This window comes from Thainema salinarum CENA647 (assembly GCF_057732415.1).
Window position 1 is genome coordinate 1,902,115 of sequence record NZ_JBYJZJ010000022.1, and the last position, 14,048, is coordinate 1,916,162.

Consider the following 14,048-nt stretch of genomic DNA (forward strand, 5'->3'; position numbering starts at 1 on the left):
GAATTGACTGAATTTTCTCCCGAAACGCCCCAGCATGAATCCATGCAAGCTTATCTTTGTGAAGCTTGGCAGCTCAATCCGGAGTGGATGCCCAGTGATGAGCAGCAGCGGCAGTTTTTGCGACTGTATGACTTGATTTTGGAGGCCAATCAGCAGTTTAACTTGACCCGCATTACAGAACCCGCCGACTTTTGGGAGAAGCACCTGTGGGATTCGCTACAAGGCGTGGCGCAATGGCTTGATCCATCCAGCCTTGATCGGCTAGAAACGACTGACTTGCCTCAAATTCAGCGCGTGATCGACATCGGCACAGGTGGCGGATTTCCAGGCATTCCAGTTGCGATCGCACGTCCGGATTGGCAAGTGACGCTACTGGATGCGACCCGTAAAAAGGTGAATTTTCTCAAGTCGCTGTGCCAAACAATGGGGTTGGATCAGGTGAAAACAATCTGCGATCGCGCCGAGACTGTTGGACAAATGGCGCAGCAGCGGGAAACTTATGATCTGGCGTTAGTTCGGGCGGTTGGCCCCGCGTCAGCCTGTGCGGAATACGCGCTGCCGTTGCTAAAAATCGGTGGTGTAGCCGTTCTCTATCGGGGGCAGTGGTCAACGGAGGAAGCGGAAGCGCTTCAGCCTGCGGTGCAGCAGCTTGGCGGCAAGGTGCAAGCCGTCGAGCAGTGCCAAACGCCGCTCACCCAGGGCATTCGCCACTGCATTTATCTCAAGAAAGTTACCACGACTCCCATCGAGTTTCCCCGTGCGGTCGGGATTCCAGCCAAAGCACCGCTCTAGCAGCCGAAATTAGTCATAGGGGCGGGGTTTAGCCATTATCTACGGGTCTCAGTTAAAGCTTCTGGGCGAAATTCGCCCTTATAGCCGAGCAGTTCCGCTACAAGATGACAGTCAGCGACCAGCGCTATATTGGACAAGGTTCGGTTTGAAATTTTGATTTGAACCGTTGAATTTGCATCGTCATCTATGCGCTCATCTCACGTTCGCCCCCAATCTAGAACGAATCAATTGTCGAGGTTTCGTCTATTCTTTACGAGCCTGGGCTTGTGTAAGCTGGCCGCAATCGCCACATTACCTGTGATAACGATTGGTAATTTTGTGGGAGTGCCAACTGCGATCGCACAAGCTCAAGACGCAACCGCTCCTGCTGCTCCATCACCCGCCGAACTCTGCGAGCGACCCGCACTAGAGCGCGTGACGACTCACCGGATTGCCAGCGGTGAAACGCTGGAAAGTATTGCGAGTCAATATGGGCTGATTCCGGTAACGCTGCTGGGCTTTAATCCCTCGCTGCGCAGTGGATCGCTGCCCGTCGGAGCCACAATTGAGATTCCGCCCTACAACGGGGTTCGTGTCTCGCTTCCATCGGGGCAAACTTGGCAGGACGTTAGCTCAACCTATAACGTCAGAGCCGATGTTTTATTTGAGGTGAACGGTTGTCGAGATCCAGGCCGCACAGCGTTTATCCCTGGTGTCAACTGGTCGCCCAATGAGCCAACTCCGAGCCAAAGCTCGACAGCGGCTCGGCATCCGCTTAATGGTTATCCTCTACCCAACACGGCTCCGATCATTGTCAGTTACGGTTGGCAGTCGCATCCCACGGAGGATCGAGCAGTATTTAGCAACGGAGTCGGGTTGACCGCGTCGGCTGGAACCACGGTGCAAGCCGTGGGTGATGGGACGGTGGCATTCGTTGGCGATCAGGAAAACTTTGGTCAGGTGGTGGTGATTAATCACGCGCAGGGATTGCAGACCCGCTATGCTCAGCTCAGTAACGTGACGGTTCAAGCTGGCCAATCAGTGCGACAGGGTACACCGATTGGTCAAGTGCGATCGCTGAGATCAAGATAGCGCCTACCTCTACTTTGAGATCCGCTCAAATTCTCCACTAGGCTGGGTTGCAGAAGATCCCCAGCGCTATATTCAAAGCCTGGGTGTTCAGTGAAAACCGCTTGCTGCCGCAATGTAGCAGCAAACGGCTCTCTTTCGTTTCTCGTCTTGCAACATACAAGCGTCGTCAATAGGCAAGTCTAGGCCGCTCGGTGATTGAGCCAGCGGCGTCCTGCCATTCCTACAGTTGCAGTCGCTAATAATCCTAGAACGCCGATTGGTTCAGGAACAGGAACGGATTGCTGCTCCTCAACCAGAGCATTTACCTGGGCAGATCCAGCAATTGCCCCCGTGACATCCGGTTTACCCAGGCTTAACAGTACGGTTGCAAACTCGGGTGAGACAGCTAGATCTGATCCTAAAGCCAGATTCTGACCATCGAAATTAAAGGTTGTTACGGGTGCCGTAATATCAAACAAAATAGTATCCAGGTCGATATTATCTTGCACAAAGAAGCCAGTTACTTCATCAGAAACTCGACCCGCATCATAACCAATTGTGAAATCTCCAACCGTAACGTTGGTGGTTTCTTCCTCTCCAGTCATGATGCCCAGTGTGACCGATCCTGTGTGTTCAATCGTGCCACCCAGCGGCGTAAACCCATTCTCATCACTGAAGGTTAAATCAGTTTCTGGCGTAATGGTGAAACCAACCTGAAAAGGCCCAGATGCTGGATCTACAACGCCATCAGCACTTACTAAACCAATGCCTAGGGCTGGTTCTAATACATTTTCAAAATCCAGAAATACACTGGTCACACCAGATTCAACCTCAAACGTAGCGGCTTGAGCTTTATCTGCCATGATTGACGCTGAAACTAATGCTGCCGTGGCTATGCTCGCCGCTACATTAAACGTATGCGATCGCATGATATGGAGTTCTCCTAATAATTCAACACAAAATTGATTCTCGTGCCCAGATACTGATGTCAACAGCACTTGGAGAATAGAGGACCATGCTATCGAAGCAAAAATCTTCTGTCAGTAATCCCAGAAACAGTTTGTAAACTTTTCTAAAGTTTTCTTAGTAGGAGTGCATTGAGACAGGTGACTGTCCTGTAGCCATACTGCGATACTGCCAAATAGCCGCATATAAATAAACGCGTCTAAAAAAACTGGGGGAGCCTCCCCAGTTTTTTTAGACGCGTTTATTTGAGCCGACCCACTTAAAGCGACTCGACTCGTTCTAGCACCGTGTGTTTCGGATCGATAATTTTCTGTCCCATCCCCGGAAACTTAATCGCCAAGCAAATTTTATTACCTGCACCAAAGATATGGGTGATTTGACCGGGGCCAAAGGCTTTATGCACCACCTTTTCGCCCACATTCCAATCCTGCTCATGGGTGCCGGGGGCGTCGGACGGTAAACGCTCTGAGCGTTTGCGGCGCTGTTTGACGGCGGCAATCGGCGTAGAAATACGCTCTGGGATAGCAGTGGCAGTGTTCGTCACCAGCAGATCGCGAGGCAGTTCGCTCAGGAATAGGGATGGACTGGCGATTTCCAGTGAACCGTATAGACGACGGGCACGGGCATGGGTAATAAACAGCCGATCCTGAGCACGAGTAATGCCGACATAGCAGAGCCGTCGCTCTTCTTCGAGAGAAGCGGGATCTTCCATTGAGCGGAAGTTAGGGAATAAACCCTGTTCAAGGCCAACTAGGAACACGACAGGAAATTCCAGCCCCTTCGATGAGTGCAGCGTCATGAGGGAAACAGCCTTTTGATCTTCGCCTAGATTATCCAAATCGGAGGCTAGCGATGCATTTTCCAGAAACCCTGAAAGTGATCGATTTTCAGCATTTTCTTCTTCATATTGCAGGACCGCGTTGTATAGCTCCTGCACGTTTTGAAAACGGTCTTCCGCTTCGTCCGTCCCTTGGGCTTTTAAGTCCTGTAAATAACCGGATTCTTCCAAAATTTCTTGCACGATGACCGAGGCTGGCTGCTCGTCAAGCTGCTGCTGGCACGTCTGGATCGTGCGGGCAAATTGAATGACAGACCTAGCGGAGCGACCCGCTAAAGTTTGTACTGACGTTTCATCGCTGATGATTTCCCACAGCGGTACGCCGAGCTCGTTGGCCCCAGATTCCAGCTTTTCAATCGTGGACTTACCGATGCCGCGTCGGGGGGTATTAATGATGCGCTTCAGGCTGACGGTGTCGGATGGATTAGCAATTAGGCGCAGATAAGACAGGACATCTTTGATCTCTTTGCGATCGTAGAACCGCAGGCCACCGACCACCTGATACGGAATGCCGCGCCGACTGAGCACTTCCTCAAACGAGCGAGACTGAGCATTCGTCCGATACAGAATGGCAAATTCGCCCCAGTCTAGCTCTGGGTGCTGCTGTTCCAGCGCAGTGATTTGGCCAACGACAAATTCAGCTTCCGAGCGCTCATCGTCAGCGTGATAGCAAAAGACGGTTTCGCCCGTGCTGCGGGTCGGGCGCAGCACTTTATCGATCCGCTCGGTGTTGTTCTCAATTAGGTAGTTGGCGATCTGGAGAATATTCTCTGTGGAACGATAGTTTTCTTCCAGCTTCACCATTGTGCGCGTATCGTCGTCGTGTAAGCCGTCGCCAAAATCGCCCTGAAAGTCCATCAAAATCGTGAAATCAGCCGCCCGGAACGAGTAGATAGACTGGTCGGCATCGCCGACGACAAACACGGAGCGATGCCCCCAGTCTTTAAAGTTGGCGGCACTTTCACCATTGGTTGTCAGCAGTCGAATTAAGTCGTACTGGGTGCGGTTCGTATCCTGATATTCGTCCACCAAAATATGGCGGAAGCGCTGGTGCCAATAGGCCAGCACCTGCTCGTTCTGCTTGAAAAGTTGAACAGGTACGCGAATCAGGTCATCGAAATCTAGCGCATTATTTTCTGCCAGCGCCTTTTGATAGGCTCGATAGACTTCCGCCAGCACCCGACCGCGATAGTTGTTTTGCTCCTGCTCAAGTTCCTGCGGTGTCAGTCCCTGGTTCTTGGCGTTGCTGATGGCGTAGCGAACGGAGCGAGGATTGAATTTCTTATCGTCCAGATTGAGCTGGCGGGTGACAATCTCTTTTACCAGACTCTGAGCATCCGACTCGTCAAAGATGGAAAAGGTACGTGTCCAGCGATAGCCACTTTCATCCTGATACTTTTCAATATCGAAGCGCAGGATGCGCGAGCAAAGGGCGTGAAACGTGCCGATCCATAAATGCTTGGTAACGGCTTTGTAAACTTGCGATCGCAACCGCGTTTGATCCACCATTGGTAAGGTCGATAAAGGCTGGCCAAACTGCGACTTCGCTTCTTCTTCGGCAAAGAGCTGCTCAATCCGCTCTTTCATCTCCCGTGCAGCTTTATTGGTAAATGTCACCGCCAGGATGTTTTCGGGATCAATCCGGTGGTGCAGTACCAAGTTAGCGATTCGATAGGTCAATGCTCGCGTTTTGCCTGAACCCGCTCCGGCCACCACCAGCAATGGCCCACAGAAATGTTCAACAGCCTGTCGCTGAGAGGGGTTGAGATGACCTAGAAAATCGGCGATTGAAGAGGTTGGAGACATAGAAATTGATTAAGATCTGCGATCGCAAAACACACGCATTGGGATAGTGAATCCGTCTAGGGCTCACCACCTTGTTTAGGGTATCGCAACTTTACTCGTTATTTAGTTTGAACTCACGACAAAAAGCGATATCCCGTGAGTGCCAATAGAAATAGACATTCACAGGATATCGATCAAACGCAACTTAGTGGGTAGTAATAATCCGATAGTAATTTTGAGGATTACCACTCACTGGCTGAACAGCTTAGACAACGGAAGCAGAGAGAGTGCGGGTTGATTCGCGCAGGATTTCTGCTTTATCCGTTTTCTCCCAGGGTAGATCGAGGTCATTGCGGCCAAAGTGCCCGTAAGCTGCAACTTCCTGATAGAACCGGCCATCCCGATCTTTAGGTAGCCGCTGGAGGTCAAAGGCTTGAATAATACCAGCCGGACGTAGCTCAAAGTTGGCCTTAACCAGTTCCAGGATTTTCTCGTCATCCACCGTGCCTGTCCCGAAGGTTTCAACCATAATGCTAACGGGACGAGCCACACCGATAGCATAGCTGAGCTGTACTTCGCACTTTTGCGCTAAGCCAGCAGCAACGATGTTCTTAGCCACATAGCGGCAGGCGTAGGCCGCGCTGCGGTCTACCTTTGTGGGATCTTTACCAGAGAAGGCACCGCCACCGTGACGAGAATAGCCACCGTAGGTATCCACGATGATCTTACGTCCCGTTAGGCCAGAGTCGCCCTGAGGGCCACCAATCACAAACTTACCCGTGGGGTTGACCAAGAACCGGGTTTGATTATCAGGCTTCACGTCGATGTCGTGGAAAACAGACATAACCACCTGTGCCCAAAGGTCTTCTTTGATCTTGGCTTGTACCGCTGCATCAGTGTTCAAGTCGCCAATCGTCGGCGTGTGTTGGGTAGAAACCAGGATCGTGTCAATGCCAACGGGCTTACCATCCTCATAAGCTACCGTCACCTGCGTCTTGCCGTCAGGCCGCAAATAAGGGAGCTGACCAGTCTTACGGGCAATGGAGAGTTGGCGAGAGATCCGGTGCGCCAGGCTAATCGGCAGCGGCATTAGTTCTGGGGTTTCGTCGCAGGCAAAACCGAACATCAGCCCTTGGTCACCTGCTCCGATTTGGTCAAGCTCTTCATCGCTCGACATTTCGCGGTGTTCATGGGCTTTATCCACACCCTGAGCAATATCTTTTGATTGCTCATCCAGCGCCACCATGACCGCACAGCTATCAGCAGAGAAGCCGTTACCAGCGTCGGTGTAGCCAATCTCAGCAATTTTTTGTCGGGCAACGTCCACATAATTCACCTGTGCTGTGGACGAAATTTCGCCAGTGATCAGCACTAGTCCTGTGTTGACGACCACCTCAGCCGCAACGCGGCTTTCTGAATCCTGAGTGAGCAAAGCATCTAAAATTGCATCTGAAATTTGGTCACAGACTTTATCTGGATGACCTTCTGTGACAGATTCCGAAGTGAAGAGATAACGACGAGACAATGACAAATCCTCTCTCTAAATTCAATAAAACAATTAATCAATCAGACGATGTGGTGAGGTGTAATGAGCCTGTTAACGACACATTGGCTACTTTCGTTCCTCTACCATATTTGAATTCCCATCCATTCATTATTTCAGATGAATGTCAGATCAATGCCAAAGCAGACAACTCAGGATACTTAATCGCATAAAAACTAACCTCAATCAGGTATAGATTATCCAGGTATAGATTATCGAAGGATATTACTGAATGAACCACTTTTGCAAGATTCTGAATCACCTAAGCCTCAACCGTCAAATCTTGTAAACCGTGAATTTGAGCATCTGCCTGTGCAGCCAGAATTGTACTTCCGTCCCAGTTTAATGCCACAAATCCCGCTGCACCAGCCGCCCTAGACATCTTTAAGTCCATCAACGAGTCACCTACACTGAGGGTTTTGGCTGGTGACGTGCCTAATTTTTCACACGCTCGGTAGAACAGATCTGGATCAGGTTTAGCTGGGGTTTGTTCGGTGCCCATACAGAGATCAATGAAGGGGTGCAACTGGTGAGTTTGGGCAAATTCTTCCACATTGGCAGTTGTATCGGATGACAAAATGCCAATTCTTAAACCCGCATTGTCCAGAATTTGCAATGCATCCCGTAGCGCTGGAAAAGGCAGTGTATGAGCTGCTTTAGGTTTTAATGATTGATCGGCTTCCTGAAACGCAGATTTGGCAATTTCCAAAGCTTCTGGCCAGTCTCGTCCATTTTCGGCAAGATATGTTGCCGCCGCGATTTCATTTTCGTAGCGAGTTCCAACGGCGAGTAGACCATTGGGAGAAATGCGATCGCGCTCTAGGCCAAAGGCCATCAGCAACGGTTCTTGTACGCCGGGAACTTGTGCATCTAGCAAGCGCGATCGGCGCTGCCCAAGCTGGCGCAAGAAGTCCATTGAGTCCGCTAGCGTCCCATCCTTATCGAAAATAACCGCCTGAATATCATGGAATATTACATCTCCACAGCGTAGCGTAACCAAGACAATGTCCTCCACTTACAAAAAAAGAGGAGAATCTATCTCCTCTTTTCATCAAAGTTTGCTTGATTGATCGATTGGCCGTCTATTCGGCAGAGTCACTAGGAGCGCTGCCATTCAGCTCATCTGAAGCAACAGATCCGTTGTTCTCCTGCGCTTTCTGAGCCATCTGCTGACGATACTTCTCAGCCATTTCTTCGGCTTTGTCATAAACCAGGTCTGGGTTCTTGACCATATCCCCTGGTTCCGGCTCTAGCTGCTTGGTGGAGAGCGAAATCCGACCGCGCTCAGCATCCAAGTCAATGATCATGACTTTAATCTCATCATTGACGTTAAAGACGCTGTGAGGCGTATCGATGTGGTCGTGCGAGATCTCGGAGATGTGCAGCAGACCGCTGACACCACCGATATCGATAAACGCACCGTAGGGCTTGAGGCCACGAACGGTACCCAGCACGACTTCGCCCACTTCCAGGCGGTTCATCTTCCGCTCAACCAGTGCCCGACGGTGGCTGAGAACGAGACGATTGCGGTCTTCGTCAACTTCTAAGAACTTTAGCGGCAATTCTTCACCGACCAAGTCTTCCTTCGGCTTACGGGTGCTGATGTGAGAGCCAGGGATAAATCCGCGCAGACCCTCAATGCGAACGAGCGCACCACCACGGTTGGTTGCGAATACACTAGAGCGAACAGTGGCATCTTCTGCCTGGAGCTGGCGTACCCGCTCCCATGCCCGCATGTATTCAATGCGGCGAATAGATAGGGTTAACTGACCATCTTCATTCTCATCGGTGAGGATGAAGAACTCACGGGTTTCGTTAGACTGCAGCACCTCATCCGGATCATCGACCCGGTTGATCGACATCTCCTGAATGGGGATGTAAGCAGCGGTTTTTGCGCCAATGTCAATCAGAGCGCCTCGTGGCTCTAGGCTAAACACCGTTCCCGGAACGATATCTCCAGGACTGAAGTGATAATCGTACTGATCGAGAAGAGCGGCGAAATCTTCGTGAGTAAAGCCAATTTCTGGCGCAACTTGTAATTCCTGATTGACCATGCTGTCTGTTTCCTAGTCCTTATCTCCGTAGTTAATGTTCTCCTATCGATGCATTGGCATACAGGGCATGCGCTCTACACCTATCCTTGATAAAAGCCTTTGGATTAAAATCCCTGACCGGATAAATCAAATTTTGAGTGTAGGAGAGTAGGGTTTAAAAATTGTCCCCAGACGACCTATATTACCTCATTTAATAGAGAAGTGATCCATCTGGCTTAAGGTTTATTTTGCGATCTTTATGATAATTGGTTTGCGCAAAGATAACCACTGCACTAGAGGGTTATACCAAGTGGGGCAAAAAACAGCCTGTTGAGGGTGACTAGGCTGGTGTTTTAAAACCGATTGGCAGCAGGTGCAGGCTGGGTAACGTCACACCTCGACTTGATCGCTCTCTACAGCCTCACACCCCTTTCCTGTTCCAATGTCTAATGCTCTAACGTCTAATGCTTCAACACCAAGCGATAGGGCGGTTTTTCGGTTTCCAGTTTATGCAGCGCGTCGTTTACCTGATCAAAGCTAAACAGTTCAATCACGGGAGCAATATTATGACGAGCAGCAAAGCCTAGCATTTGAGTAATCGTAGCTGGACTGCCTAATGGGCTGGCCGTAATTGACTTCTGCCCATCAATGAGTGGAAAGACGTGGGTGGCAACCGGATTTGGGGCAACACCCACAAAATGGAGACGACCTTTGGGCCGCAAAGCTTGAATGTAGGTGTTCCAGTCTAAATCGGCATTGGCAGTGCAGATGATCACGTCCATCGTGCCTGCGATCGCAGCCATTGCCGCTTGATCCTTTGAGCTGACGAACTGATCAGCTCCCAGCTTTTTGGCTTCCTCTGCTTTATCTGGGCTGGAGGAAAAGGCAATCACTTCACAGCCCCAAGCGTTTAAAAACTGGAGCGCCATATGGCCGAGTCCGCCAATACCAATTACACCGACTCGATCCGTGGGTTTGATGTCCAGTTGGACAATCGGATTGAAGACTGTGATGCCGCCGCAGAATAAGGGGCCGCCTGTTTCCGGCGGAATTTTGTTGGGGATTGGAATTACCCAGGCTTCATGAGCCCGAACGCGATCGGCAAAGCCACCATATCGGCCTACGATCGTACCGACTGCATTGCGACAGAGATTGTGATTGCCTGACATGCACCACTCGCAAACCATACAGGATTGGGCGTACCAACCGAGTCCCACGTGCTGTCCGGGCTGCAGTCGTTTCACCTGGCTACCGACTTGCGAAACTGTACCAATTACCTCATGTCCAGGCACAAATGGGTACTGAGTGATGCCCCATTCGTTGTTCAACATGCTGAGATCGCTATGGCAAATCCCGCAGTATTCCACTTGGATCTCAACGTCTTCAGCCCCTAATTCCCCCGGATCATATTCAAACAGTTCGAGTTTACCGCCCGCTTCCTGAGCCGCGTATGCCTTAATCATGATTGCTCCTGCTGCTGGTTTTGAGGGTTGATTTGGAGTAGCTTGCCTCGTATTGTAGGCAAAAATTATTGGTGCCGCACAAAGTGCCGTCGAGCTTTTCACACACTAGATTTCAAGCGTTGCATCTTTGGCATAACCGCTTCGATAAGATAGCGTTGGTCAGATCGACGGAGATTTTGCAATGCCTCAGCTTCGAATCGTTTTCTTTGGGACACCCATTTATGCCGTACCTAGTTTAGAGCGACTAATTGAGCATCCCGATATCGATGTGGTGGCTGTGGTGACACAGCCGGATAAGCGACGCAGTCGAGGCAATCAGCTCAATCCCTCACCTGTGAAAACTGCTGCAGTGGAACACGATCTTCCTGTTTGGCAGCCGAAACGAGTCAAGCGTGATGCCGAAACGCTGGAGCTATTGCGTACCAGTAACGCCGATGCCTTTGTTGTAATTGCCTACGGGCAGATTTTGTCCCAGGAAATTCTCGATATGCCGCGCTTAGGCAGCATTAATGCTCACGGCTCCTTGCTGCCCGCTTACCGAGGGGCTGCGCCGATTCAGTGGTGCCTGCATGACGGAGTGCCGGAAACGGGCGTGACAACAATGCTGATGGATGCCGGGATGGACACGGGCGACATGCTGCTGAAAGGCACTACCCCAGTACATCTGCTGGATAACGCGCTGGATTTGGCTAAGCGGCTGTCGGTGCTCAGCGCAGATTTGCTGGTGGATACGCTGTTCAAGCTAGATGAGGGGACGATTCAGCCAGAACCCCAGCAGGATGAGGCCGCGACATATGCTCGCCTGATTCAGAAAGAAGATTATCAACTGGACTGGCAAAAGAGCGCGATCGCACTTCACAACCAAATTCGCGGCTTCTTTCCCAACTGCTTCACGACATATCGGGGCAAAGCTCTGAAGGTCACGGCGACTGTGCCTCTGGATGGAACACCGCTACCGGATGAGCTAGAAAATGAGCTGAAAACTGCGATCGCAGATTGGCAAACTATCCAGGCCCAGCAGGAACAAACGCCATTTGTGGGGACAATTGCCGCTGTTTTAAAGAACGAAGGGCCAGTGGTGCAAACGGCAAACGGGGGACTGCTGTTGCGTCAGGTGCAGTTGGCTGGTAAGCGATCGCAGTCGGGTTGGGATTTTGCCAATGGGATGCGGTTGGAGGTGGGGGAGAGGTTGGGGGAGTAGGGAGGTGAGGGACTGGGAGGATGGAAGAGTAGGAGGGTGGAAGAGTAAGGGAAAAGGAGCGAGGGGAGTGGGCAAGAGTAAAAATAATGAATAAAAAAACAAAGCCACGCTGGGGTGGCGCGGCTTTGGGTAAGATGATTGCGTGAGGCACGCGGTGCGTGCCCCTTAGGAAAGTTCTGGGTTATGAGGATGCCTGAGCAGCTTCGCGATCGCGCATGTCGGAGTATTCCTGTAAGCGAGACATGATGTTGAACTCGGATTGGCCAGGTTCCTCATGTAAGGATGCGCGACCTTCGGTGGGGCCAGCGATATCCATCCATGCACTCAAGCCACCTTCGATGATGGCAACTTTTCTAAAGCCAGAGTTGCGGAGATCTTGAGCAGCTTGGTGCGCTTCCTGGTCGTTGGCACCGTAAATATAGATGTCGCGATTGGCTTCTAAACTGCTGATCTGCGCAGGGGTGGAACCTTCTAGCATTGGAGCTGCAATGGCACCCATGATGCGGAGATCATTGAAGGATTCGCGATCGCGCACGTCAAGAATGGTTAGTCCAGGCTCACCCCACAGAAGGCGGGATTTCACATCGAATGCGGTAGATTGAGTCTTAAATTCCTTGGCTTCAGGAGCCGGATTCGGTATGCTGCTTTTCACATTGCTGATGGTGCGCTGTACAGCACCTTCAGTGTTTTCAACCGCAGCTTGCATCTGAGCCTGAGTTTCACGAGCTGCATGCTCAGCGCCTTCAGCAGCTTGCTGAACCTGCTCGCGAGTCTCTTCAACTGGATTTTGATTATCGAAGTTTTGATTGTGTTGATTTTGGTCAGCCATAAAATAAATTGAATTCATCTTCCCTTAACGTATCGAAACGTTTACGGCGAACCGTCTCCCCTGCGAGGGAGCGCTAGCAAAAATCCTACTGTCGAAGGATCATCACTTGAAGCGTGTCATTCTTAAAGGTGAGAACTTTTAATGCTGTTTGATCTCGGCAAATTCCTTTAGACGGATGGTTGCTGACCTGTGGGCTTAGCTGTGGTGCTGTAGATGTGTGAGTGCTGAGTGCTGCGGAGTGAGTATTGAGGAGGGGTATGTCAAATAGATTGTGTCAAAGGTAAAAACTCAAGTTGGAAAGCGATCGCTGAATTCAATCGCGAAGCGGTTGAGAGCGGGTTTCCAGTCGCGAATGGGCATGGTCCACTTTTTGGCAATATTTTGAATTGCCAAGTAGATAACTTTTAGGGCAGATTCATCGGTTGGAAAAGCTCGGTGGTTTTTAATCACCTTTCTAAGAGTCATATTCATCGATTCAATCGCATTGGTCGTATAGATTGCTTTACGAATCTCCGGTGAAAAAGCAAAGAAGGGAATAATCCGCTGCCAATGATGAAGCCAAGACCTGCTAATGGTTGGATATTGCTGGTCCCACTGCTCGGCAAACTCAACTAAGCGCTGCTCTGCTTCAGTCTCAGTGCTGGCCGTGTAAATCAGCTTGAGGTCTGCTGCAACCGCCTTACGGTCTTTGTAGGACACATAGCGGAGTGAATTTCGTACCATGTGAACAATGCACAACTGCACCTGGGTTTGAGCAAAGACCGCTTCAATGGCATCGGGAAAGCCAGTGAGGCCATCACAGCAAGCGATGAAGATGTCTTTGAGACCCCTATTTTGCAGCTCTGTGAGCACTTGAAGCCAAAATTTGGCAGACTCGTTCTGGGTCATCCACATCCCCAAGAGTTCTTTGGTGCCAGACAAGTTAACCCCAAGCGCCAAGTGAATCGCTTTGTTGATCACCCGCCCGTCTTGTCTGACTTTGACCACGATGGCATCAAAATAGACGATGGGATAAACCGGGTCGAGCGCGCGATTTTGCCAAATTTTACGCTCCGTTTCAACCGCATCCGTGACGTTCGAGATCAGCCCGGCTGAGACCTCAACGCCATACAGGTCTTGCAGTTGAGCCTGAATGTCACGGGTACTCATGCCCCTGGCATAGAGGGACAAGATCTTGTCATCAAAGCCCTCGAAGCGGGTCTGCCCCTTCTTGACGATGATGGGTTCAAACTCACTGTTGCGGTCACGGGGAACATTGATTTGAGCTTCTCCAAACTCCCCTTTGATGGTCTTCTTGCTGTGGCCGTTGCGGCGGTTACGAGTTGGCTTGACGTCGCTTTCAGGCTCCGCCTGTTGCTCGTCCAGATGGGTTTTCATTTCCGCATTCAAGCAGCGTTCCACCAAAGCCGCCGTGAGCTGCTTAAGAATCCCTCCATCCCCCAGCAGGTCTTCGGGATTCTGATAGCCTTTAAGCAATTCATCCAGGAGTTCAGGTCGAAAAGTCATAGTACGAGTCTCTTAGGTTCAATAGTTCATTAGATCTCATCT

Annotated in this window: 11 protein-coding genes; 3 read left to right on the forward strand and 8 right to left on the reverse strand. The window is 50.7% G+C overall.

What is annotated here, in order from left to right:
- Nucleotides 1–3: 3 nt before the first annotated feature.
- Both rsmG and AC286M_RS15245 read left to right on the forward strand, forming a co-directional pair.
- Nucleotides 4–792: a 16S rRNA (guanine(527)-N(7))-methyltransferase RsmG gene (gene rsmG / locus AC286M_RS15240; RefSeq protein WP_488205196.1), complete on the forward strand. Its 789-nt coding sequence runs from the start codon at nucleotides 4–6 to the stop codon at nucleotides 790–792.
- A 264-nt stretch (nucleotides 793–1,056) separates the two neighbouring features.
- A complete protein-coding gene (locus AC286M_RS15245; RefSeq protein ID WP_488205197.1) occupies nucleotides 1,057–1,863 on the forward strand; it encodes a LysM peptidoglycan-binding domain-containing M23 family metallopeptidase in 807 nt (268 codons plus the stop codon).
- A gap of 179 nt (nucleotides 1,864–2,042) precedes the next feature.
- Here AC286M_RS15245 and AC286M_RS15250 read toward each other — a convergent pair whose 3' ends face one another.
- The 6 genes from AC286M_RS15250 to ahr form a co-directional block, all read right to left on the reverse strand.
- A complete protein-coding gene (locus tag AC286M_RS15250; protein ID WP_488205198.1) occupies nucleotides 2,043–2,771 on the reverse strand; it encodes a hypothetical protein in 729 nt (242 codons plus the stop codon).
- Between the two features lie 296 nt (nucleotides 2,772–3,067).
- A complete protein-coding gene (pcrA, locus tag AC286M_RS15255; RefSeq protein WP_488205199.1) occupies nucleotides 3,068–5,452 on the reverse strand; it encodes a DNA helicase PcrA in 2,385 nt (794 codons plus the stop codon).
- A gap of 244 nt (nucleotides 5,453–5,696) precedes the next feature.
- Nucleotides 5,697–6,956, reverse strand: coding sequence for a methionine adenosyltransferase (gene metK, locus AC286M_RS15260; protein WP_488205200.1), 1,260 nt, complete (start codon nucleotides 6,954–6,956; stop codon nucleotides 5,697–5,699).
- Nucleotides 6,957–7,236: 280 nt separating this feature from the next.
- The gene (locus AC286M_RS15265; protein WP_488205201.1) at nucleotides 7,237–7,974 is read right to left on the reverse strand and encodes an HAD family hydrolase; all 738 of its coding nucleotides are present in this window, start codon (nucleotides 7,972–7,974) and stop codon (nucleotides 7,237–7,239) included.
- Nucleotides 7,975–8,056: 82 nt separating this feature from the next.
- Nucleotides 8,057–9,028, reverse strand: a complete 972-nt coding sequence (locus tag AC286M_RS15270; RefSeq protein ID WP_488205202.1) for a 30S ribosomal protein S1 — start codon at nucleotides 9,026–9,028, stop codon at nucleotides 8,057–8,059.
- A gap of 440 nt (nucleotides 9,029–9,468) precedes the next feature.
- Complete coding sequence (gene ahr, locus AC286M_RS15275) at nucleotides 9,469–10,470, reverse strand: NADPH-dependent aldehyde reductase Ahr (RefSeq protein ID WP_488205203.1); 1,002 nt, start codon at nucleotides 10,468–10,470, stop codon at nucleotides 9,469–9,471.
- Nucleotides 10,471–10,651: 181 nt separating this feature from the next.
- Between ahr and fmt the strand changes: the two genes are divergently transcribed.
- On the forward strand, nucleotides 10,652–11,671 hold the full coding sequence (fmt, locus tag AC286M_RS15280; protein WP_488205204.1) for a methionyl-tRNA formyltransferase: 1,020 nt from the start codon (nucleotides 10,652–10,654) through the stop codon (nucleotides 11,669–11,671).
- Between the two features lie 181 nt (nucleotides 11,672–11,852).
- Here the strand turns inward: fmt and AC286M_RS15285 are convergent, their stop codons facing one another.
- Together AC286M_RS15285 and AC286M_RS15290 are read right to left on the reverse strand one after the other, a co-directional pair.
- Nucleotides 11,853–12,500: a rhodanese-like domain-containing protein gene (locus AC286M_RS15285; protein ID WP_488205205.1), complete on the reverse strand. Its 648-nt coding sequence runs from the start codon at nucleotides 12,498–12,500 to the stop codon at nucleotides 11,853–11,855.
- Between the two features lie 288 nt (nucleotides 12,501–12,788).
- On the reverse strand, nucleotides 12,789–14,006 hold the full coding sequence (locus tag AC286M_RS15290; RefSeq protein ID WP_488202914.1) for an IS256 family transposase: 1,218 nt from the start codon (nucleotides 14,004–14,006) through the stop codon (nucleotides 12,789–12,791).
- Between the last annotated feature and the right edge of the window lie 42 nt (nucleotides 14,007–14,048).